The sequence below is a fragment of the Nocardia lasii genome (assembly GCF_042658545.1).
Classification (GTDB): Bacteria; Actinomycetota; Actinomycetes; order Mycobacteriales; family Mycobacteriaceae; genus Nocardia; species Nocardia lasii.
Window position 1 is genome coordinate 95,693 of sequence record NZ_JBHSQN010000008.1, and the last position, 21,483, is coordinate 117,175.

19 protein-coding genes are annotated in these 21,483 nt (G+C 69.8%); 15 read left to right on the forward strand and 4 right to left on the reverse strand.

Annotated elements, in window-relative coordinates; translation table 11 throughout:
• The first annotated feature begins 1 nt into the window (after position 1).
• The 9 genes from ACFP3H_RS13070 (at position 2) to ACFP3H_RS13110 (ending at position 10,225) form a co-directional block, all read left to right on the forward strand.
• A complete protein-coding gene (locus ACFP3H_RS13070; RefSeq protein ID WP_378604685.1) occupies positions 2-1,057 on the forward strand; it encodes an ABC transporter permease in 1,056 nt (351 codons plus the stop codon).
• Positions 1,032-1,910, forward strand: a complete 879-nt coding sequence (locus ACFP3H_RS13075; RefSeq protein WP_378604688.1) for an ABC transporter permease — start codon at positions 1,032-1,034, stop codon at positions 1,908-1,910. The genes ACFP3H_RS13070 and ACFP3H_RS13075 overlap by 26 nt, the downstream gene beginning before the upstream one ends.
• A complete protein-coding gene (locus ACFP3H_RS13080) occupies positions 1,907-3,529 on the forward strand; it encodes a dipeptide ABC transporter ATP-binding protein (RefSeq protein WP_378604691.1) in 1,623 nt (540 codons plus the stop codon). Before ACFP3H_RS13075 ends, ACFP3H_RS13080 begins: the two co-directional genes overlap by 4 nt.
• Complete coding sequence (locus ACFP3H_RS13085) at positions 3,526-4,644, forward strand: LLM class flavin-dependent oxidoreductase (protein ID WP_378604694.1); 1,119 nt, start codon at positions 3,526-3,528, stop codon at positions 4,642-4,644. The genes ACFP3H_RS13080 and ACFP3H_RS13085 overlap by 4 nt, the downstream gene beginning before the upstream one ends.
• Positions 4,641-6,008, forward strand: coding sequence for an NtaA/DmoA family FMN-dependent monooxygenase (locus ACFP3H_RS13090; protein ID WP_378604697.1), 1,368 nt, complete (start codon positions 4,641-4,643; stop codon positions 6,006-6,008). Before ACFP3H_RS13085 ends, ACFP3H_RS13090 begins: the two co-directional genes overlap by 4 nt.
• Positions 6,005-6,814, forward strand: coding sequence for a DUF1684 domain-containing protein (locus ACFP3H_RS13095; protein WP_378604699.1), 810 nt, complete (start codon positions 6,005-6,007; stop codon positions 6,812-6,814). The genes ACFP3H_RS13090 and ACFP3H_RS13095 overlap by 4 nt, the downstream gene beginning before the upstream one ends.
• Positions 6,811-7,944 carry an LLM class flavin-dependent oxidoreductase gene (locus ACFP3H_RS13100; RefSeq protein ID WP_378604702.1) on the forward strand — a complete coding sequence of 378 codons (1,134 nt, stop codon included), beginning with the start codon at positions 6,811-6,813 and terminating at the stop codon, positions 7,942-7,944. Before ACFP3H_RS13095 ends, ACFP3H_RS13100 begins: the two co-directional genes overlap by 4 nt.
• A 113-nt stretch (positions 7,945-8,057) precedes the next feature.
• The gene (locus ACFP3H_RS13105) at positions 8,058-9,536 is read left to right on the forward strand and encodes an AAA family ATPase (protein WP_378604705.1); all 1,479 of its coding nucleotides are present in this window, start codon (positions 8,058-8,060) and stop codon (positions 9,534-9,536) included.
• Between the two features lie 107 nt (positions 9,537-9,643).
• On the forward strand, positions 9,644-10,225 hold the full coding sequence (locus ACFP3H_RS13110) for a DUF2867 domain-containing protein (RefSeq protein ID WP_378604708.1): 582 nt from the start codon (positions 9,644-9,646) through the stop codon (positions 10,223-10,225).
• Positions 10,226-10,347: 122 nt separating this feature from the next.
• Here the strand turns inward: ACFP3H_RS13110 and ACFP3H_RS13115 are convergent, their stop codons facing one another.
• Positions 10,348-11,490 carry a Fic family protein gene (locus ACFP3H_RS13115; RefSeq protein WP_378604711.1) on the reverse strand — a complete coding sequence of 381 codons (1,143 nt, stop codon included), beginning with the start codon at positions 11,488-11,490 and terminating at the stop codon, positions 10,348-10,350.
• Between the two features lie 235 nt (positions 11,491-11,725).
• Between ACFP3H_RS13115 and ACFP3H_RS13120 the strand changes: the two genes are divergently transcribed.
• Positions 11,726-11,875 carry a hypothetical protein gene (locus ACFP3H_RS13120; protein WP_378604714.1) on the forward strand — a complete coding sequence of 50 codons (150 nt, stop codon included), beginning with the start codon at positions 11,726-11,728 and terminating at the stop codon, positions 11,873-11,875.
• 116 nt (positions 11,876-11,991) lie between these two features.
• Here the strand turns inward: ACFP3H_RS13120 and ACFP3H_RS13125 are convergent, their stop codons facing one another.
• Complete coding sequence (locus ACFP3H_RS13125) at positions 11,992-12,897, reverse strand: NmrA family NAD(P)-binding protein (RefSeq protein ID WP_378604717.1); 906 nt, start codon at positions 12,895-12,897, stop codon at positions 11,992-11,994.
• A 28-nt stretch (positions 12,898-12,925) separates the two neighbouring features.
• The gene (locus ACFP3H_RS13130; RefSeq protein ID WP_378604720.1) at positions 12,926-13,765 is read right to left on the reverse strand and encodes a class I SAM-dependent methyltransferase; all 840 of its coding nucleotides are present in this window, start codon (positions 13,763-13,765) and stop codon (positions 12,926-12,928) included.
• A gap of 68 nt (positions 13,766-13,833) precedes the next feature.
• Between ACFP3H_RS13130 and ACFP3H_RS13135 the strand changes: the two genes are divergently transcribed.
• Positions 13,834-14,463: a PadR family transcriptional regulator gene (locus ACFP3H_RS13135; protein WP_378604723.1), complete on the forward strand. Its 630-nt coding sequence runs from the start codon at positions 13,834-13,836 to the stop codon at positions 14,461-14,463.
• 10 nt (positions 14,464-14,473) lie between these two features.
• Here the strand turns inward: ACFP3H_RS13135 and ACFP3H_RS13140 are convergent, their stop codons facing one another.
• Positions 14,474-15,475, reverse strand: coding sequence for a methylenetetrahydrofolate reductase (locus ACFP3H_RS13140; protein WP_378604726.1), 1,002 nt, complete (start codon positions 15,473-15,475; stop codon positions 14,474-14,476).
• A gap of 242 nt (positions 15,476-15,717) precedes the next feature.
• Between ACFP3H_RS13140 and ACFP3H_RS13145 the strand changes: the two genes are divergently transcribed.
• The 4 genes from ACFP3H_RS13145 (at position 15,718) to ACFP3H_RS13160 (ending at position 21,260) form a co-directional block, all read left to right on the forward strand.
• A complete protein-coding gene (locus tag ACFP3H_RS13145; protein ID WP_378604783.1) occupies positions 15,718-16,872 on the forward strand; it encodes a polyprenyl synthetase family protein in 1,155 nt (384 codons plus the stop codon).
• A 13-nt stretch (positions 16,873-16,885) separates the two neighbouring features.
• Positions 16,886-18,457: a phytoene desaturase family protein gene (crtI, locus tag ACFP3H_RS13150; protein ID WP_378604729.1), complete on the forward strand. Its 1,572-nt coding sequence runs from the start codon at positions 16,886-16,888 to the stop codon at positions 18,455-18,457.
• A gap of 101 nt (positions 18,458-18,558) precedes the next feature.
• A complete protein-coding gene (locus ACFP3H_RS13155) occupies positions 18,559-20,217 on the forward strand; it encodes an alpha-(1->6)-mannopyranosyltransferase A (RefSeq protein ID WP_378604732.1) in 1,659 nt (552 codons plus the stop codon).
• Complete coding sequence (locus ACFP3H_RS13160; protein WP_378604735.1) at positions 20,214-21,260, forward strand: phytoene/squalene synthase family protein; 1,047 nt, start codon at positions 20,214-20,216, stop codon at positions 21,258-21,260. Before ACFP3H_RS13155 ends, ACFP3H_RS13160 begins: the two co-directional genes overlap by 4 nt.
• Positions 21,261-21,483: the final 223 nt, after the last annotated feature.

Below are 21,483 nucleotides of genomic sequence, written 5' to 3' on the forward strand. Positions count from 1 at the left end.
GATGCGCGGGTCGACGGGTGGCAGCACCGCACGGTATCTGGGTTCGCGTGTGCTGCAGGCGGTCTGGGTGCTGTGGGCGGCGTTCACGATCTCGTTCGTTGTGCTGTACCTGCTGCCCGCCGACCCGGTCTCGATGGCGGCCGACAGTGTCGGCAGCGGCGTCCCGGTCGACCAGGCCGCCATCGCCGAACTCCAAGCGCGCTACGGGCTCGACAAGCCGCTGTGGGAGCAGTACGTGACCGCGCTCGGCAACGCCGTCACCGGTGACCTGGGTCGGTCCATCAACACCGGCCAACCCGTCACCGCGGCGCTGGCCGACGCGCTGCCGCCCACGCTCGCCCTCGCCTCGCTGGCCGCGCTGTTCGCGATCATCGGCGGCACCGCGCTGGCCTTCGCCGCCACCTACGTGCGCCGCCCCTGGCTGCGCGACGCCCTGCGCGCCCTGCCACCGCTGGGCGTCTCGGTGCCGACCTTCTGGGTGGGATTGCTCCTGCTGCAAGTGTTCTCGTTCCGCCTGCACTGGTTCCCGGCCTTCGGCGGCACCGGACTGCACGGCACCCTGCTGCCCGCCCTGACCCTGGCCCTGCCGATCGGTGCGGTGCTGGCCCAGGTGCTGGCCGCCGGACTCGAGCAGACCTGGCGGCAGCCGTTCGCCGAGGTGGCCCTGGCCAAGGGGGCGTCGCGGTGGTGGGTGCAGCGCCGCCACATCGCACGGCTGGCGAGCGTGCCGGCCTTCACCGTGGCCGGGGTGCTGGTCGGCAACATGCTGGCCGGGTCGGTGGTGGTGGAGTCGGTGTTCGCCCGCGCGGGCGTGGGGCGGCTGACCCAGACCTCGGTGCTCAACCAGGACATTCCCGTGGTGCAGGGGGTGGTGTTGCTATCGGCGCTGATCTTCGTCGCGGTGAATCTGGCCGTCGATCTGCTGTATCCGCTGCTGGATCCGCGCATCACGGGTACCCGCGCGGCGCGGCGACCGGTCCCGGTCACCACCGCCGACACCGCGTCCGCGTCCGAGTCCGAAAGGAGTGATCGTGGTCAACATCCTCGTGCGGCGTGAGCAGCCCGCCGTTGTCGTCGCCGAATCCTCCCGTCTCGCCGGGGTTCTCGGGTGGGTGCGGGGTCATCTCGGGCTCGTCGTGTCCGCGGTGGTGCTCGCGATCGCCGTCGGCTGGGCGCTGGCCCCGTCGCTGTTCGCCTCCGGTGACCCGCTGACCGGTGTGCCCGCCGAGAAGTTCCAAGGCCCCAGTGCCGCACACTGGTTCGGCACCGACAACCTCGGCCGCGACCTCTACACCCGCATGGTGCACGGCGCGGGCCTCTCGCTCACCGCCACCCTCACCGCCGTCGGCATCGCGCTGGTGGCGGGGTCGCTGCTCGGGCTGCTGTCCGGCGCGGCGGGCGGCATCGTCGACACCGCGATCATGCGGGTGATCGATGTGCTGCTGTCGATCCCGTCGCTGCTGCTGGCCCTGGCCCTGGTCACCGCGCTCGGCTTCGGTACCCGCAATGTGGCGATCGCCGTGGGTATTTCGTTGATCGCGAACTTCGCCAGGGTGATGCGCTCGGAAGTACTCCGGGTGCGCCACGCGCCCTATGTGGAGGCCGCGCACGCCTCGGGGGTGCGCTGGTACGCCGTGCTCGCCCGCCACGTGCTGCCCAATGCGTTCGGGCCGGTGTTGGCCCTGGCCGCGGTCGAGTTCGGGATGGCGGTGCTGGCGGTGTCCTCGCTGAGTTTCCTGGGTTACGGCGCGAAACCGCCCACCCCCGAATGGGGTTCGTTGATCTCGGAGGGCCGCAATTTCATCGCGACCGCCTGGTGGTTGACCACGGTGCCCGGTCTGGTGATCGTCGCCGTCGTGTTGTCGGCCCAGCAGGTCGGCCGGTTCGTAGGAAGGACGGGTCAGCGATGAGCGACCGAACTCTGTTGCGGGTGGCGGATCTGCGGATCGCGTACCGCACGGGCGCCGGCTCGGTCGACGCCCTGCGTGGCGTCACGATCGAGGTGGCGCGCGGGGAGGTCGTCGCGCTCGTGGGCGAGTCGGGGTCGGGCAAGTCGACCTTGGCGCACGCGGTGATCGGCCTGCTCGGCGAGTCGGCCCGCATCGTCTCCGGCACTGTCGAATTCGACGGTGAACGGGTCGACCCCGAGAACGAGAAGGCACTGCGGCGGTTGCGCGGCGCGCGCATCGGACTCGTGCCGCAGGACCCGGGTCTGTCGCTGAATCCGGTGCTGCGCGTGGGTGATCAGGTCGCCGAGGCCCTGCTGGTGCACCGGCTCGCCGATCGGCGCGGGGCGACACTCCAGGCCCTCGACCTGCTCGACGAGGTCGGACTCGACCGCCCCGAGGTCAGGGCGCGGCAGTACCCGCACGAGCTGTCCGGTGGGCAGCGCCAGCGGGTGTTGATCGCGATCGCGCTGGCCTGCGGGCCGGAGTTGATCATCGCCGACGAACCGACCAGCGCCCTCGACGCGACGGTGGCGCGCCAGGTCCTCGACCGGCTCGCCGAACGCATCGCGGCGCGCGGCACGGCGGTGCTGCTGATCACCCACGATCTGGCCGTCGCCGCGGAACGGGCCGATCGGATCGTGGTGCTCGAACAGGGCGAGGTCGTCGAATCCGGCGCCACCGCACAGGTGCTGCATCGTCCGCGGCAGCCCTACACGCAGCGCCTGCTCGCCGCCTCACCGGCCCTGTCGCCCACCGAGTTCCGACCGGTGCGCCCGCGCGCCGAGGCTCCGCTGCTGTCGGTGCGCGCCCTGCACAAGCGATTCCACGCGGGCGCGGGCACCATCACCGCCGTCGACGATGTCGAATTCAGTCTCGATCGGGGCGAAACACTGGCGCTGGTGGGCGAATCCGGTTCCGGCAAGTCCACCACCGCGCGGATCGCGGTGCGCCTCACCGACGCCGACAGCGGCACCGTCACCTTCGACGGCCACAACCTCGCCGGCGTGCGCCGCAACCGACTGCGCTTGCTGCGCCGACGATTCCAGGTGGTCTACCAGAACCCGTACGCCTCGCTGGACCCGCGCTGGGACGTCGCCGACATCATCGCCGAACCCCTGCGCGCCTACGGCATCGGCAACCGGGCCGCCCGGGTGGCCGAACTCCTCGACCAGGTCGCGCTGCCCGCCGCGTTCACCAGCCGTCGACCCGCGGAACTGTCCGGCGGCCAGCGCCAGCGCGTGGCCATCGCCCGCGCGCTGGCCCTGCGCCCGGACCTGCTCGTCCTCGACGAACCGGTCTCCGCGCTGGATGCCTCGGTGCAGGCGCAGATCCTCGACCTGCTCGACAGCCTCCAGGCCGAACTGTCGCTCGGCTACCTGTTCATCTCCCACGATCTGGCCGTGGTGCGCCGGATCAGCGACCGGGTCGCGGTGATGCGCCACGGCCGCATCGTCGAAACCGGCCCCACCGCAACCCTGTTCACCGACCCGCGACACCCCTACACCAGGGAGCTGCTCGCGGCGATCCCCGCACCGGGCAACCGGATCGATCCCCTCGACGGAAAGGATCTCACCCGATGAGCAAGCCCAGACTGTTCCTCGGCATCGAAACGGCGGGCACCGGAACGCATCCCGCGTCCTGGCGGCGCCCCGACTCCGGCGCCGAAGACCTGTTCACGGCCGACTACTGGACCACCATCGTCGGCCGGGCCGAGGCGCTCGGGTTCGACGCGGTCTTCCTGCCCGACGCGTTCGGCCTGCAAACCGGTGGGGAGGGCGCGACGCGCGGCAGGCTCGACGCCGTCGCCATCGCGGCCCGAACCGCCCCGCTCACCCGCCGGATCGGCCTGATCCCGCAGGTGCCGGTCACCCACACCGAACCGTTCCACGTGTCCAAGGCGGTCTCCGCGCTCGACTTCGCCAGCCGGGGTCGCGCGGGCTGGGAGGTGACGGTCTCGACCGCGGCCGAGGAGGCGAAGGCGTTCGGCCGCAAGCAGGTTCAGGACGCGACCGCGCGGTGGCACGAGGCCGACGAGGCGGTGGAGGTCGTGGCCCGGCTGTGGGACAGCTGGGAGGACGACGCGGAGATCCGCGACGTGGCGACCGGGCGTTTCATCGACCGGGATCGCCTGCACTACATCGACTTCGTCGGCGACAACTTCTCGGTCAAGGGCCCCGCGATCACCCCGCGCTCCCCGCAGGGTCAGCCGATCGTGACCGTGCGCGCCGAGGATTCCGCCTCCACCGAGGTCGCTGTCCGGCGCGCCGACATCATCCGCGTCAGCGCCCCCGACCTGGCGTCGGCCGCCGAGCACCGCCTCGCCCTGCGCGCCGCCATCGCCACCGCGGGCCGCGACCCCGACACCGTCGAGATCCTGCTGGATCTGGTTGTGCACCTGTCGGATTGGGCCGAGGACGCGCGCGCCGAAGTCGCCCAGCTCGACAGCTGGGCCGCCGCGCCGCACGAGGGTCTGCGCCACGTGGGCACCGTCGCCGCGCTCGACGACCTGCTCGACACCATCGCGCGCTCCCGCGTCGCCGACGGGGTGGTGCTGCGGCCGCTGGCCCTGCACGCCACCCTCGCGGCGCTGGCCGTGAAGCGTCGCCCCGCCGCCGCGGAGGCGACCACCCTGCGCGCACGCCTCGACCTGCCCCGCCCCCTCAGCCGATACGCCACGACAGGAGCCGCGCGGTGACCGCGAAACCCCGCAAGCAGGTCCATCTCGCCGCGCACTTCCCCGGCGTCAACAACACCACCGTGTGGGCCGATCCCGCCTCGAGATCGCAGGTGGAGTTCTCCTCCTTCGAGCACCTGGCACGCACCGCCGAACGCGGCCTGTTCGACTTCTTCTTCCTGGCCGAGGGCCTGCGGTTGCGTGAGCACCGCGGGCGCGTCCACGACCTGGACGTGGTGGGCAGGCCCGATACCTTCACCGTGCTCAACGCGGTGGCGGCGGTGACCGAGCGGCTCGGGCTGGCGGGCACCATCAACAGCACCTACAACGAACCGTTCGAACTGGCCAAGCAGTTCGCCTCCCTCGATCACCTCTCCGGCGGTCGGGCGGCGTGGAACGTGGTGACCTCCTCGGACGCGTTCACCGGCGAGAACTTCCGGCGCGGCGGCTATCTCGAGCACAGCCAGCGGTATCGGCGGGCCGAGGAGGTGGTCGAGGCGACCAGGGCGCTGTGGGACAGCTGGCCCACCGACGCGCTGGTGATCGACCGGGAGCGCGGCATCTTCGCCCGCGACATCCCCGAAACCGCTTTCCACGGTTCACAATTCGACTTCGCGGCGCCGTTCGTCGTGCCGCCGAGTCCGCAGGGGCACCCGGTGTTGTTGCAGGCGGGCGATTCCGACGAGGGTCGCGAGTTCGGCGCCAAGGCCGCCGACGCCATCTTCACCGCCCACGGCACCCTCGAAGCCGGGCAGAAGTTCTACGCCGACATCAAGGGCCGCCTCGCGAAATACGGTCGCGCCCACGACGAATTGCTCGTCTTCCCCGCCGCGACCTTCGTGCTGGGCGACACCGAGACCGAGGCTCGCGAGCGCGCCCGGCACATCCGCTACCAGCAGGTGAGCCCGCAGACCGCCATCGCCTTCCTCGAACAGGTCTGGGGCCGTGACCTTTCCGCCTACGACCCCGACGGACCCCTGCCCGAGATCGAACCCGATGCCGCGACCGAGATCACCCGTGGCCGCGTTCGACACGCGAAAGATCCACTGGCCGTGGCGACAGCGTGGCGGGAGAAGGCCGAGGCCGAGAAGCTGAGCATTCGCGAACTCATCATCGAGGTGACCGCGCGCCAGCAGTTCATCGGCACGCCCGCCCAGGTCGCCGAACAGATCGACCACTACGTGCAGTCCGACGCGGCCGACGGATTCATCCTCGTCCCGCACCTGACCCCCGCCGGGCTCGACGAGTTCGTCGACCACGTCGTGCCCGAACTCCAGCAACGCGGCAGCTTCCGCACCGAGTACACCGGCACCACCCTGCGCGACCACCTCGGTCTGCGTCACCCCCACCACACCCCCGTCGCCGAAGGAGCACGCGCGTCATGACCATCACCGTCGAATCCCCCACCACCACAACAGCCTTCGCCGACGAGTGGGCGCGCTGGCACGACGCCCGCGAGGACAACCTGCGCGACCCGCTGGGCTGGCTGAGCCTGGCCGGGCTGCACTGGCTCACCGACAGCCCGCAACGCTTCGACGGCCTGCCCGGCACCTGGTGGGTCACCGAGGAGCGCGTGTTCATCACCGCCCAGCCCGCCGACCGCCTCGACGTGGACGGCGAGCGGATCGGCGGCGTGCAGATCGTGACGCCGGTCGAGGGCGCGCCCGGCGTGCACGTGCTCAACGAGGAGAAGGTCTACGAGGTGATCCGCCGCTCCGGGCAGTTCGCGGTGCGCGTGCACGACCCGGCCGCGCCGACCCTGAGCGGCTTCACCGGCGTCACCGCCTACCCGGCCGACCCGCGCTGGGTCGTCACCGGCCACTTCACCGCCTTCGACCAGCCGCGCACCGTCACCACCGGCGCGGTCGTCGACGGCCTCGAGCACCACCACCGGGCCGCGGGCACCATCGAATTCCGCATCGGCGACAGCCGCGAGACCCTGCTCGCCTTCGGCACCCCCGAGGACCTGCGGGTGCTGTTCACCGACGCCACCAGCGGCGTCACCACCTACGCCGCCGCCCGCTCGCTCGCCGTCGGCGCGGTCGAGACCGACGGCACCGTCACCCTCGACTTCAACCGGGCGGTGAACCTGCCGTGCGCGTTCACCGTGTTCGCCACATGCCCCGTCGCCCCGACCGAGAACCGGCTGCGCGTGGCCATCGAAGCGGGAGAACAGGATCCGAAGCTATGAGCGTTCCACTGTCGATTCTCGACCTGTCGCCGATCAGCGAAGGGTCCAGCGCCGCACAGGCTTTGCGCAATACCGTCGACCTCGCTCGGCACGCCGAGCAGTGGGGCTATGAGCGGTACTGGTTGGCCGAACACCATTTCGTGTCGGTGGCCAGTTCCTCGTCGCTGACCCTGCTCGGACTGGTCGCCGCGGCCACCTCCCGCATTCGGGTCGGGACCGGTGCGGTGCAGGTCGGACACCACACCTCGGCCTCGATCGTGGAGGCGTTCGGCACCGTCGACGCGCTGTATCCCGGACGGTTGGATCTGGGTCTGGGCCGGTCCGGGCATCGGCGCAGCCAGTTCGGGGCCGAGGCGGCCACCACCAGGGGCGGGCACCCGGTGCTCGACGCGGTGACCGGGCGCACCCAGGTCCGCGACGGCGTCGTCGTGCCGCCGCCGTTCGATCCGCGCCGGATCACCGACCGCGCCAAGTTCCTCGCCTCGATCGAAGCCCTCCAGCAGCTCGGCGCCGAGGCACCCGAGTTCGCCGACCAGGTCGCCGAGGTCCAAGCCCTGATCGAGGGCCGCTACTTCTCCTCGCAAGGGGTCGAATTGCACGCGGTGCCCGGCGAGGGCATCGACGCGCAACTGTGGTTGTTCGGCAGCTCGGCGGGCGAAAGTGCCGAACTGGCAGGCAAATTGGGCCTCCCGTTCGCCGCCGCCTACCACGTCGCCCCCGGCACCGCCCTCGACGCCGTCGCGGCCTACCGCGCCGCCTTCCAACCCTCCGAGATCCTCGCCGAACCCCACGTCATCGTCTCCGCCGACGTCGTGGTCGCCGCCGACGACGACACCGCCCACCACCTCACCAGCAGCTACGGTCACTGGGTCCACAGCATCCGCAGCGGCGCCGGCGCCGCCGAATACCTCGACCCCACCACCGCCTCCCCCCTCACCCCCGACCAACACCGCCTGGTCGACGACCGCCTCGCCTCCCAGATAGTCGGCTCCCCCACCACCGTGGTCGAACGCCTCCACGCCCTCCAAACCCTCACCGGCGCAAACGAACTCCTCATCACCGCCATCACGTATGACCACGCCGACCGCCTCGAGTCCTACCGCCTCCTGGCAGAGGCGTGGGCCGCCTGATCGTGCTGAACAGCTGGGCCGATCTCCCTCCAGGTCCGTTGCTCACACGCGCAGTCCCCAATTAGTTAGGAGTACACTCCTAAGGACTACACTCCTAACTAATCGGGGGCCTCATGTCGAAGCCGACCTACCTGTTCGACCGTGATGTCGAGTGGAACGCACTGGTCACGTTCGCGGCGCGGACAACCCCGGCCGCGACACTCGGCATCGTCAGCGGTCGACGACGCATGGGCAAGACCTACCTCTTGCGCGCGCTGGCCGAGCAGCGAGGCGGCTTCTACTTCGGGGCGACGACCGCCACCGGCACCGAGTCCCTCCGACAGTTCGGTGCGGCGTTGGGCGAGTTCACCGGCGCGGGCGCGCCGATCGCGTTCGACAATTGGGATCACGCGATCACCTACCTGTTCGCACTCGGCGGCCGAGAGCAGTCGCCCCTGCTCGTCGTGCTCGACGAGTTTCCCTATCTGGTGAAGTCGGTGCCGGAGTTGCCGTCGCTCGTGCAGCGAGAGATCGACCGATACCAGACCGAGCCGAGCGGCATCCGACTGCTGCTGTGCGGGTCGGCCATGTCGGTGATGGGCGGACTGCTGGCCGCCAACGCGCCGCTGCGGGGTCGAGCCCAGCTCGAGCTCCTCGTGCAACCCTTCGGATACCGCGCCGCGGCCGAGTTCTGGGACGCCGCGCACGACCCCGCGCTGGCAGCGCGCCTGCATGCCATCGTCGGCGGAACCCCCGCGTATCGCCGACAGTTCCTCGCCGACGACGTCCCGGCTTCCGCCGCCGATCTCGACGACTGGCTGTGCCGAACTGTGTTGTCGCCGTTGAGTCCACTGTTCCGCGAAGCGCGCTATCTCCTCGCCGAGGAAGCCGAGATCCGCGATACCGCGCTCTATCACTCAGTGCTGGCGGCCGTCGCCCAAGGACACAACACCCGCGGCGGCATCGCCGGATACATCGGCCGCAAATCCGTCGACATCTCCCATCCGCTGGCAGTGCTCGAGGATTGTCATCTGATCAGCCGCGAACTCGACGTCTTTCGATCGGGCCGTTCGATATACCGCATCACCGAACCACTGATCTCGTTCTACGAAGCCGTCATGCGCCCGGCCTGGGCCCGCCTGGAAACCGGTCAGGCACAACAGGTCTGGCGCAGATCGACCGAGCGGTTCAACGCCCAGGTCGCGGGCCCCCACTTCGAGCAGATGTGCCGAACCTTCCTGTTGACCGGCGGCGTGGATCAGCTGGGGGTGGACACCGATTTCGGGACGGTCGGTTGCGGCGTGGTCACCGATCAACACCAGCGATCGCAGATTCAGATCGACGCCGCCGTTACCGAACCCGGCGACGGCGGCCGCGGGCCGTCCATCTCCCTGCTGGGCGAAGCGAAATGGGGAACAACCATCGGCGTGAAGCATCTGGAGCGACTGACCCGAGCCCGAACCCTGCTGAACGAACGCGGCTGGGACACCTCGGCCTGCAAGGTGGCATTGTTCAGCGGCGTCGGCTTCAGCGACGCTCTGCGCCGGGAGATCGCCGACACACCGGAGGTTCTCCTGATCGGACTCGAGCAGCTCTACGCCCCGCTCGACTGAGCGTTCAGCGGTCCATCACGGATCGCCGCCCCACACTCTCTATACGGATACGTATATCAGCGGTACCGTCGTACCTATACGTACCCGTATAGATGGAGGCTACCGCCATGCGACTCCCCGAATCGGCACACACCGACCAGCCCTGGCGCATCCACGACATCGCGCCCGACTTCGACATCGAGGATGTCTGGCAGTTCCGGATGCCCGGCGCGGGCCCCGACGACTTCCCCACCTTCCTCGCCGCCCTCACCGAATCCGAACAAGCCTCCGAAGCCCCCGGCCTCGCCGGAATCCTGTTCAAGATCCGCTGGAAGCTCGGCGAATGGTTCGGCTGGGACGACGAATCCACCGGCACCGCCCACCGCGTCACCTCGCTGCGCACCCGCCTCCCCGCCGACCTCCGCGACACCGAACTCCCCACCGAGAACAAACCCCTCACGCCCCTCTACATCCTCCCCACCGAATACGCCGCCGAAATAGCCAACAGCACCATGCACGGCGTCATGCATCTCGGCTGGACCCCCGACGACACCGGCTACCACCTCCACATGGCAGTCCTCGTCAAACCCAACGGCAGGTTGGGCCGCCTGTACATGGCCCTGATCAAGCCCTTCCGGTACGGCATCGTCTATCCGGCGATGACTCGGCGCTGGGAACGCGTCTGGAACGACTTGGCCGTTCGGCCGTGATCGGCCCAGTGCTACTTTTCGGTCGATAAGTAGCACTGTTGGCCAGTAGTGATAACCAAGTAGCACAACCGGCCCGCTGTGCTACTTATCGCGCGAAAAGTAGCAGTAAGGCGTCGCCGAACTCAGTTCCCGTTCATCACCGCGAGCACGTCGGGGGCGGCGAAGAAGCGGGTGCGACCGCGGGTCACTTCGACCAGAATCTCCGCCTCCACCAACTTCTCGATGTTCAAGGTGGCGGCCCGGTGGGTGACATCGAGGGCTTTCATCGCGTTCGCGATGCCGATGATCGGCGAGCGGAACAGCTCATCGATCAAAATCGGCAGCAAGCCCGACGAGCGCGCCCTGGCAACCCGCAGCCTGAGCTCGTTTCGCAGAGTGTCCAGACGGACGGCGCGACCGAGGCTGTCACGAGCCTGTTCCTCGATGACTTCGAGAAAGAACTCGAACCAACCGTGCCAGTCGCCCTCGGTCGACACGCGGAGCAAGCCGTCGTAATACCGGTCCCGACGCGGCTCGATATAGGACGAGAGGTCGAGCAGGGGACCTGGCAACAATCCCCATTCGACCAGGAGCAATACCGCCAGCAACCGACCGATCCGACCGTTGCCGTCGATGAACGGATGGATCGCCTCGAACTGGTAGTGCACGGCGGCGATCGCCAGCAACGGCGGCAACTCACCGTCGGCGTGAAGGAACTTCTCGAGCGCGTCCAGGCTCGGCCACAGCGATTCCGGTGGCGGCGGAACGAATTTCGCCGTCTCGATGGTGGAACCGGGAGATCCGATCCAGTTCTGAGAGTGCCGGAATTCCCCCGGCGTCGCGTAGTCACCACGAACGCCGGTCATCAGGATTCGATGCGCCTCACGAATGAGCGGCAGGCTCAGCGGCAAGCGCCGATCGGGGTCGAGGACGTGATCCAACGCGCTCATATAGTTGAACACTTCTTCGACATCACCTCGCGGCTGAGCGGGCCGCTCGACCTCGTACATCGCCACATCCGACAGCGACGCGACGGTCCCCTCGATCCGACTCGACAGGACAGCCTCACGCCGCACCAGCGCCCGCCCGAACAACTCGGGGTTCGGCAGCCCTCGCCCGAGACCCGCCAGCTCACCGACCGCCCGATCCGCACCGGACAGCCCGCGAACCAGCTTCGGCGACATCTCGACCTTCGGCGGCAGCGGCGGAGGCACGAAGGCCCGATACCCCTTGTCCGCCCGCACGACGTTCCCCCGCTGCGCGGTAGCGAAGTCCTCCAGACGCATCAGCCCAACCCCTCGGATCAGCTCCAGTGATACTTTTCGGTCGAAAAGTATCACTAATGCAGGCTAGCGCTACTTAAGTACCACCGCCACAGTTTTGTGCTACTTATCGGGCGAAAAGTAGCACAAGCGATGCTCTGCCAACGCGCTGATCAGGGCCAGGGTTCCACTGTGCAAAGACGGACGGATCACAGGCCGTGCGGTCGAACGGGCACCGCTGGAACGGCACGGGGCGGTGATGTTCTACCTCGACAACCAGCAGCTGACCATCAGCGCGATGGTCGAGCGCATTCACCATGCTCAGCAATCGATCCGCCCCGCGATCCTGCGTGGCGGCCCCGCCGCATATGCGTTCTCCGCGAAGGGGATCCGACGGACCTGGCCGTGAGCGGCTGGACGATCCGGCGCTGATCGGGTTTTCGCGCGATCAGGGGCTGCGGCTGAGTCCCGAACCTGCCGAAGGCACGCCGGGATCGGGCGCCAGTCGATCTCAGGGCATGACTGCTATACGCCGAGCACGTCCCGGTCCCGTGCCCCCGGCCGATGCGGCGCGAAGACGGCGGCGTGGGTTTCCAGGAAGTCCATGAGGGTCCGGGCGGGGCGGCCGGTCCAGTGTTGGACCTGGTTGTTGGTTGGGGTGTGGGCGTGGTGGCGTAGGGCCGCGAAGATCTCGAGGATCTGGTCGGCCGCGGGGGCGGGGATGCCGTCGGCGATCATCGCCTGGGCGGCTGCTTCCGGGGGGATGTCGGTGTAGGTGATCGGGCGGCCGGTGAGGGTGGTGAGGTGGTGTGCCGCGTGGTGGTAGGTGAGGGAATCGGGGCCGGTCAGCTCGACCGTGCCGGGCTCGATCGTGGCCGCGAGGAGGAGGGCGGCGGCCACGGCGGCGATATCGGCTGGGTCGATCATCGCGATGGCGGCGGTGCCGACGGGGGCCGGGAGGACGCCGTGGTCACGGAGGGGGGTGGCTGCCGCGAAGAGGTTCGACATGTAGAACGAGGGGCGCAGCACCGTCGCCGGGAGTTCGGACGCGGCGAGATGGGCCTCTACGGCGGCGTGTCGGCGCCAGAAGGTGGGTTTCGCGGCGCGGTCGGCGCCACGTGCCGACAGTTTCACGACCCGGCGAATGCCGGTGGCGCGTGCCGCGTCGATGGCCGCGCATTCCGACTCCACCTGGTCGGCCGTGTTGCCGCACGCGAGAAAGAGCCGGTGCACGTCGGTCATCGCGGCGCGGACAGTGGCGGGATCCGTGAAGTCGCCGACGGCGAGGTCGACATCGGAGCCGAACAGTTCGCGCCCCCTGGCCTGATCGCGGACGAGTGCGCGCGGCCGGACTCCGGCGGCGACGAGCTCACGGACGAGATGTCGGCCCACGGTGCCGGTGGCGCCGGTGACGAGGATGGTTTCGGGCATGGTCGTGCTCGCTTTCGCAGGGGGTCGGTCAGGGTCGGGTCGCGGTGATGAGCCAGGTCGCCGATCGGAATCGGACGCCGTCGTCGGTGTGATGGGCGGCGAGCGTGCGCCGCAACGCCGCCGCGGACTGTTCGCGTCGCGCCGCGTCCTGGCCCTCGACCATCCAGCCGAGCAGGTCGAACAGGAAGTCGTAGGCCTGCTCGACCGTGCGGCCGTAGGTCGTGGTCTCGGCCAGGGGCGTGCACGCGATGTCGACGAAACCGGCACCGCCGAGCAGCGCGCGCACGCGGTCGGGCTCGCTCAGGGAGAACGGGCCGGGTGCGTCGGGCGGTGGCGTCGGAGGCATTGCGCCGGTGAGGGCTTGGGTGAAGGCGTCGCGCCACTCCTGGCGGTCGGGTGGTTGCCAGGTGAGCAGGACCAGTCGACCGCCGCGGGTCAGGCCGCGCCACAGATTGGCGAAGGCGACGGCGGGCGCGCCGAAGAACATGGCTCCGGTCTGGCTGATGACGATGTCGTAGGTCTCGGGCTCGAACGCGAAGACCTGGGCGTCGGCTCGCTCGAAAGTGATGTTGGTCAACCCTTTTCGCGCGGCGAGGTCACGGGCGAGCTCGATCATGCGGGTGGACAGATCGATGCCCAACACCGTGCCCGCGGACGCGGCGACGGCTGCGGCGCGCGTCGATGCCCCTGTCCCGCAACCGATATCGAGCACGCGATGGGTGGGCTCGATCGCGGCGGCCGCGAGGAACGCGGGCATGTACCGCGACAGCGACGCCTCGGCGATCTCGTGATGGGTCGCCCAGAAGGCGCCGTCGGTGCCGTCCCACGCGCGAGCCTGGTCCGTGTTCGTCGCATCGATCGCCACCATCGTGGTCCGTCCTCACCGTCGTGACATACTCTCCATGAGAGTATTCAGCATCGTCCCAAGGAGACTATGTGTCAAGCCCGCGTCTGACCGGAACCTCGTATGCCCTGCTCGGCCTGCTCGCCGTTCAGCCATGGAGTACCTACGAACTGACGCGTCAGATGGATCGCAGCCTCGGCCGCATGTGGCCGCGCGCGCAGAGCAGGCTGTACGACGAGCCGAAGAAGCTCGTGGCGCTCGGGCTGGCCACCGCCGAGAACGAGGTCGTGGGTCGGCGGCCGCGCACGGTCTACACGATCACCCCCACCGGACGCGAAGCGCTCGCCGCATGGCTGCGACAGCCGGGCCAGGGACCGGTGTTGGAGTTCGAACAGCTGGTCCAACTGAGCTTCGCCGAGAACGGGACGCGCGAGGACGCGCTCCGCACCGTGGCTGCGGCGCGCGCGTGGGCGGAACAGCAGAATGTGGAGAATCTTTCCGCCGCACAGGAATACGCGGCAGGAGACGGCCCGTTCCAGCATCGCGCCGCCCAGGGCATGCTGGCCGGCGCCTTCTTCACCGAGTTCTACGCCATGGTGGCCGAGTGGGCCGACTGGGCCGACGAGCAGGTCCGCGCCTGGCCCGAGGATCCGGCACAGGCCGTCGCCGATCCCGAGGCGCTCGCGCGGATCGCCGAGCGCGCCGAGTGGCAGCGCGAGTAGGAGCTCGTTCCTACGCGCTGATCGGGGCGGCGGTGACGCCGTAGCCGAGGTTGGTGAGGACCTCGCTGGTGGCCTTCGCGAAGTTCAGGGTGATGAAGTGCAGGCAGGGGGCGCCTTCGTCGGTGAGGCGCTGGGCCATCTCGGTGGCGATCTGGATGCCTTCGGCGCGGACGGCGGCGCGGTCCTCTTCGGGGCCGGTGCCCGCGGCGCGGGTGAGGCGGGCGACGACCTCGGGGGGCACCGGGCGGCCGCTGAGTTCCTCGGCGCGGGCGACGGTGCGCAGGGAGGTGATGGGCATCAGTTCGGGGATGATCGGTTTGGCGCCCTCGATCGGATCCATGGCGATCACGCGGTCGCGCAGACGCAGGTAGTGCTCGACGTCGAAGAACATCTGGGTGATCGAATACTCCGCGCCCGCACGCAGTTTCGCGGCCAGATGGCGGGTGTCGTGGTCGAGGTCGGGCGAGCGGTGGTGGCCCTGCGGGAACGAGGCGACGCCGACGTGGAAGTCGCCGAGGTCGCGCACGATGCGGACCAGTTCCTCGGCGTATTCGACACCGCCGGGGTGCTTGACCCAGTCACCGAGGGGGTCGCCGGGCGGGTCGCCGCGCAGGACCAGGACATTGCAGATGCCCGAGTCGGCGTAGGAGCCGATCAGCGAGCGCAGTTCGGCGATGCTGTGGCCGACGGCGGTGAGGTGGGCGACCGGGAGCAGGGTGGTTTCCTGCGCGAGGGCGCCGGTGATGCGCACGGTGCGGTCGCGGGTGGAGCCGCCGGCGCCGTAGGTCATGGAGACGAAGGCGGGGTGCATGCGCTCGAACTCGCGCACCGCGCGCCACAGCCTGGCCTCGCCCTGCTCGTCGCGCGGGGGGTTGAATTCGACGGAGAACGGCACGCCACGACCCGAATGGGTGCGCAGACTCTGCACCACCGAGGGGGTGTTCGAGACGATCGACGGCTGGGGGGCGGGTCGATCTGGGGTCGAATTTCCCCGTCCGTTGTCGAAAGTCACCGGTTCAGTCTAGTGAGGGGGTTACGGGCTCACACCGTCGCCCGGCACTCGACGACCGACGCGGGTCACGGCGCGTCAAGTGCGATGGACACCGCACGCGGCGGACATGCGTGCGCGCGGCCCGATGTGGGCTCGGTCGCGGTGACACCGTGCGCTGACCGCGCCCACCCGCGCTCCGCGTATCGTTCGACACGACGCTGGTGAGCGCGCCGTCGAGTGCGCGACCGGATCCCACTTCGACCCTGGAGGCCGCTCTGTCCGCCGGAATCGGTACCCCGCTCGCCCGGTCCGCCGCCGACGCCCTGACCTCGGTCGACCTCGTCGCGCTGACCCCGGGCACGCCCGAGTTCGTCGACGCGGTGCAGCAGGTGCTGACCGCTTTCTTCGCCACCCGCCGCGAGATCGTCGAACCGCTCGGCCCGGTGTTCGTCGACGCGGTCGAGGCGATGGAACAGTTCGTCGTGCGCGGCGGCAAACGGACCCGGCCGGGCTTCGCGTGGACCGGCTGGCTCGGCGCCGGCGGCGACCCCGCCGGACCCGACGCGGCGGCGGTGCTGACCGCGTGTTCGGCGCTGGAACTGGTGCAGGCGTGCGCGCTGGTGCACGACGACATCATCGACTCCTCCCGCACCCGACGCGGTTTCCCGACCGTGCACATCGACTTCGAGGACCGCCATCGCGCGGCGGGCTGGCCCGGCGACGGCGCCGCCTACGGGTCGGCGGTGGCGATCCTGATCGGCGATCTGGCCCTGGCCTGGGCCGACGACCTCGTGCACGCCGCCGGGCTGAGTCCGGAGGCGCTGGCCCGGTTCGCGCCGGTCTGGGCGGGGATGCGCACCGAGGTGCTCGGCGGGCAGCTGCTCGATATCAACGGCGAGGCCGGTGGCGACGAATCGGTCGAGGCCGCGCTGCGGATCAACCGGTACAAGACCGCTGCCTACACGATCGAACGACCGCTGCACCTGGGCGCGGCGCTGGCAGGCGCCGACGACGAGCTCGTCGCGGCCCTGCGCACCTACGGCACCGACGTGGGGATCGCCTTCCAGCTGCGCGACGACCTGCTCGGGGTCTTCGGCGACCCGGCGGTGACCGGCAAACCCTCGGGCGACGACCTGCGCGAAGGCAAGCGCACGGTGCTGATCGCCGAGGCGCTGCGCCGGGCCGACGCGGACTCCGCGGCGCTGATCCGCACCGGCCTCGGCACCGATCTCGACGACGCCGCCGTCGACACCCTGCGCGCGGTGCTCACCGACGCGGGCGCGGTCGACGAGGTGGAGCGACGGATCAGCGAACTCACCGACACCGGGCTCGCCGCCGTCGCGACCAGTTCGGCGACGGCGCGGGCCAAAGAGTTGTTGCACGCGATGGCGCTGTCGGCCACCTGTCGCGCTGCCTGATAGGAAAAGTGCTGTGGGACAAGGGAATCAGGTCGTCGTAGTCGGGGCCGGACTGGCCGGGCTGGCCGCGGCACTGCATCTGCGGGGCGCGGGCCACGAGGTGACGGTGCTCGAGCGGGCCGATCATCCGGGCGGGCGGGTCGGGCGGTATCGGTTCGACGACTACGAGATCGACAGCGGAGCAACGGTTCTCACCCTGCCCGAGGTCATCGACGACGCACTGGCCGCCGTCGGACACACGCGCGAGAGCGTGAACCTGCGCATCCACCGCCTCACCCCGGCCTATCACGCCCGCTTCGCCGACGGCACCGACATTCGCGTGTTCGACGATGCCGAGCAGATGGCGACCGAGGTCGAAAAGGCTTGCGGCCCCGCCGAAGCGCGCAACTATCGACGCCTGCGCGGCTGGCTCGGGCGGATCTACGACGCCGAGTTCGACGAGTTCATGAACGCCGATTTCGATTCCCCCCTGGACATGGTGCGCACCCCGCGCGCCAGGGCCGCGCTGGCGAAACTCGCCCGGCTCGGCGGGTTCGGCAGGCTCGGGCCTCGGGTGCGGTCGTTCCTCGGCGACGAGCGGCTGACCAGGCTGTTCACCTTCCAGGCCCTGTACGCGGGGATGGCGCCGGACGACGCGCTGGCGGTCTACGGCGCGATCCCGAACATGGACACCTGCCTGGGCGTCTACTACCCCGAGGGTGGGATGCGCGCGATCACCACCGCGCTCGCCGACGCCCTCACCGCGGCGGGCGGGCACCTCGTGCTCGACGCCGAGGTCACCGGCATCGACTACGCCACCGGCACGCCCGACCGCGCGCGCGGACGCCACGCCGACGCCGTGCGCACCCGCGACGGGCGCGTCTACCGCTGCGACGCGGTGGTCCTCACCGCCGACACCGGGTCGCTGCGCCGCTTCGGCCTGCGTCCACGGCGCGGGCTGCGCGCCTCGCCCTCGGCCGTGGTCGCCCACGGCACCATCCCCGCCGAGGTCGCCGCCCGCTGGCCGGTGCAGGCCCATCACACCATCGACTTCGGCGCGGCCTGGGCGCGGACCTTCGCCGAGATCGCGGCGCGCAAGGGGCGCGGGCAACTCATGAGCGACCCCTCGCTGCTGCTCACCCGACCCGCGCTCACCGACGCGAGCCAGTTCATCGACCGCGCCGACGGCCGCCACGAACCGCTCTCGCTGCTCGCCCCCTGCCCGAACCTGGTCTCGGCCCCGCTGGACTGGGAACGGCTCGGCCCGGCCTACCTCCACGAGCTGCTCACCGTGCTCGAACAGCGCGGCTACACCGGAATCACCGAACACTTCCGGGTCGACCGACTCGACACACCGGCCGCGTGGGCCGCCGCGGGCATGATCGCGGGCACACCCTTCTCCCTCGCGCACGTCTTCCGCCAGACCGGCCCCTTCCGCCCACGCAATGTGCCAAGGGGGATGGACAACATCGTTCTCGCAGGTTGCGGCACCACTCCGGGGGTGGGTGTGCCCACCACGCTGCTGTCGGGCAAGCTGGCCGCGGCACGAATCACCGGCAGCCGGGCGCGCACCGGGATCGACCACCGGGTTAGTGTTCCGGGATGAAGCCGTAAACTGACGGCCGACTTATCAGCTCGCGGTTGCGACCGCCGACCATCCGGGGGGACCGACCGAACATGCCGCTCCCCGAGACGACCGTAGGCACCATGGACATCACGCGCACACTCGAGCGTCAGCGCCACCTGCCCACCGGGAACGACCCCGGCGTCCGGACCCGGCTGCGCATCGCAGGTGACTTCGCCCGCAGTCCCGAGGGCCACGCGGCCCTGATGGGATTCTTCGGCGCGACCATGATCACCTTCGGCGGCTTCGGCGCGGGTGCGGTGCGCAAACGCGACCCCCTGCTCGAGGCGCTGCACCTGTCGTGGCTGCGGTTCGGCCACGGGTACGCGCTGTCGACGATCCTGATCTGGATCGGCGTGCTGCTGATGATCACCGCGTGGGTTCGCCTCGGCCGCACCACCCTCGGCAAGGGCGGGTCCACCGTCACGCTCAACGAGCTGCGCGCGATCGTCGGTATCTGGATCACCCCGTTGCTGTTCGCGGCGCCGATGTTCAGCCGCGACGCCTATTCCTATCTCGCCCAGGGCGCCCTGCTGCGCGACGGTTTCGACCCCTATCAGGTGGGTCCCGTCGCCAATCCCGGTGTGCTGCTCGACAATGTGAGTCCGGTCTGGACCACCACCACCGCGCCCTACGGGCCGGTGTTCCTGCTGATGGGTCGCGCGATCACCTCGCTGACCGGCGACAACGTGATCGCCGGGACCATCGCCCTTCGCTTCGTGATGCTGCCCGGCCTGGCCCTGATGATGTGGGCGGTGCCCTATCTGACCAAGCATCTGGGCGGCAAGCCGACCGTGGCGCTGTGGTTGGCGGTGCTCAACCCGCTGGTGCTGGTGCACCTGATCGGCGGCGTGCACAACGAGATGCTGATGGTCGGGCTCATGTGCGCGGGCACCGCGCTGGTCCTGGAACGTCACCACGTGGCGGGCATCGTCGTCGTCGCCATCGGTGTCGCGATCAAGGCGACCGCGGGTGTGGCGCTGCCGTTCCTGGTGTGGATCTGGATCCTGCACGAGAAGGAACGCCGAGCCGCCGAGCGCGCGGCCGCCGACTCCGACGCGGCCGCGCTGGAAGACCAGAAACATCCCGACGCGGCCCGACCGTCGGCCGATATGCCCCATCCGCTGTTCGTGTTCACCAAGATCGCCGGCATCGGCGTCGGCGTGTTCGCGCTGGTGTTCGGCACCGCGTCGGTGATCGCGGGGGTCGGCTTCGGCTGGGTCACCGCGCTACAGGGCTCGAACAAGATCATCAACTGGCTCTCGCTGCCGACGATCCTGGCGCACATGGTCACCTGGGTGACCCCGCTGGACTTCGACTCGGTGCTGTCGGTGACCCGCAAACTGTGCCAGGTCGCCCTGGTCGCGCTGCTGGTCGCGACGTGGTGGCGGTTCCGGCACAGCGAGCGCGAGGCCGTGATGGGCATCATCATCGCGTTCGTGGCGATCGTGCTGCTCTCGCCTGCCGCGCTGCCCTGGTACTACTCGTGGCCGCTGGCACTGGCCGCCGGCTTCGCGCTCTCGACCAGGACGCTGATGTGGCTGGTGGGGATCTGCACCTGGCTGATGCTGGTGTTCCAGCCGGACGGCTCGATCGGGCTGTACAACTTCTGGCACGTGGCGTTGGCGATCTTCGCGGCGGTGGTCGCGGCGCTGTCGCTGCGCACGGTCGATCCGCTGCACCTACGTTCGGCCCGCGCCAAGCCCACCGCCACGGAATCGGCGCCCCCCGTCCGAGCATGAGCGACCTCTCCGCGCGCGGGTATCGCCCGAGCGTGGCCGCCGAGCACCGATCCTGCACCGACGACCTCGACGCCGCGTACGCGAGCTGTCGACGCATCGCCGCCGAGCACGGCCGCACGTACTACCTGGCCACGGCCCTGCTCTCGCCCGACCGCCGCCGAGCCGTGCACGCCATGTACGCGTTCGCCCGGATGGTCGACGACATCGTCGATCACGCCGACCACCCGCATCACGTCCTCGATCCGCTCGATACCGTTCTCCGTCGGGTGCCCGCCGTCGACCCGCCCCGGCCGGACACCCTCGACCGGGTCTCCCCCGCCGACCACCTCGACCTGATCGAGAAGCAGTTGCGCGCGGCCATGGACGGCACCCACCTCGACACCGACGACCCGCTCCGCCGTCGCGTCATCCTCGCGACCGCCGACACCATCGCCCGCTACGACATCGCCCACGTCCATATCAGGACGTTCCTCGACGCCATGCGCATGGACATCCCCGGCACGCCCACCCACCGCACCCGCTACGCCACGATGACCGAGCTGCGCGAGTACATGCGCGGATCCGCCGCCGCGATCGGCCTGCAACTGCTCCCGGTACTCGGCACGGTCGGCCCGGTCGCCGAGGCCGAACCGGCCGCCGCCGCGCTGGGTGAGGCCTTCCAGCTCACCAACTTCCTGCGCGATGTCGCCGAGGACCTCGACCGCGACCGCGTCTACCTGCCCACCGAGGACCTGGGCGCGTTCGGCGTCGACGAGGCCCACCTGCGTGCCTGCCGACACCGCCGCCACACCGACGCGCCCCTGCGCCGTGCCATGGCCCACCTGATCGCCGTCAACCGCGACATCTACCGCCGGGCCACCCCGGGCATCGCCCACCTCGCCCCGCGCGTGCGCCCGGCGATCAGCACCGCCGCCACCCTCTACGCGGAGATCCTCGACCGCATCGAGGCCGCCGACTACCAGATCTTCGACACCAGAGCCACGGTCCCGCGCACCCGCCGGATCCTGGTGGCCGCCAACGGCCTGGTCACCCGACACCGATAGCGCACTACACCCGTGCCCCGACCGACGGCAAGCGCGGCCACATCACGAACACACGACACTTGATCACCGATCTCCGCAGGTGAACGGGCATTTCCGGACGGGGAAGCTAGGGTGAGGGGCGTTCGGTTCGGCGCCAGGTGATGCGCGGGTGGGCTCGGCTGGCGGTGTCCGATATCTGGCGGTCAGCGATCCACCATGCGGATTCCCTGGAGAGGACAGTCGA

Bases quoted from the DNA above. Each gene is read 5' to 3' on its own strand.
- ACFP3H_RS13070 (WP_378604685.1), top strand. From the start codon at position 2: ATGCGCGGGTCGACGGGTGGCAGCACCGCACGGTATCTGGGTTCGCGT.
- ACFP3H_RS13080 (WP_378604691.1), top strand. From the start codon at position 1,907: ATGAGCGACCGAACTCTGTTGCGGGTGGCGGATCTGCGGATCGCGTAC.
- ACFP3H_RS13085 (WP_378604694.1), top strand. From the start codon at position 3,526: ATGAGCAAGCCCAGACTGTTCCTCGGCATCGAAACGGCGGGCACCGGA.
- ACFP3H_RS13095 (WP_378604699.1), top strand. From the start codon at position 6,005: ATGACCATCACCGTCGAATCCCCCACCACCACAACAGCCTTCGCCGAC.
- ACFP3H_RS13100 (WP_378604702.1), top strand. From the start codon at position 6,811: ATGAGCGTTCCACTGTCGATTCTCGACCTGTCGCCGATCAGCGAAGGG.
- ACFP3H_RS13105 (WP_378604705.1), top strand. From the start codon at position 8,058: ATGTCGAAGCCGACCTACCTGTTCGACCGTGATGTCGAGTGGAACGCA.
- ACFP3H_RS13110 (WP_378604708.1), top strand. From the start codon at position 9,644: ATGCGACTCCCCGAATCGGCACACACCGACCAGCCCTGGCGCATCCAC.
- ACFP3H_RS13115 (WP_378604711.1), bottom strand. From the start codon at position 11,490: ATGCGTCTGGAGGACTTCGCTACCGCGCAGCGGGGGAACGTCGTGCGG.
- ACFP3H_RS13120 (WP_378604714.1), top strand. From the start codon at position 11,726: ATGTTCTACCTCGACAACCAGCAGCTGACCATCAGCGCGATGGTCGAG.
- ACFP3H_RS13125 (WP_378604717.1), bottom strand. From the start codon at position 12,897: ATGCCCGAAACCATCCTCGTCACCGGCGCCACCGGCACCGTGGGCCGA.
- ACFP3H_RS13130 (WP_378604720.1), bottom strand. From the start codon at position 13,765: ATGGTGGCGATCGATGCGACGAACACGGACCAGGCTCGCGCGTGGGAC.
- ACFP3H_RS13155 (WP_378604732.1), top strand. From the start codon at position 18,559: ATGGACATCACGCGCACACTCGAGCGTCAGCGCCACCTGCCCACCGGG.
- ACFP3H_RS13160 (WP_378604735.1), top strand. From the start codon at position 20,214: ATGAGCGACCTCTCCGCGCGCGGGTATCGCCCGAGCGTGGCCGCCGAG.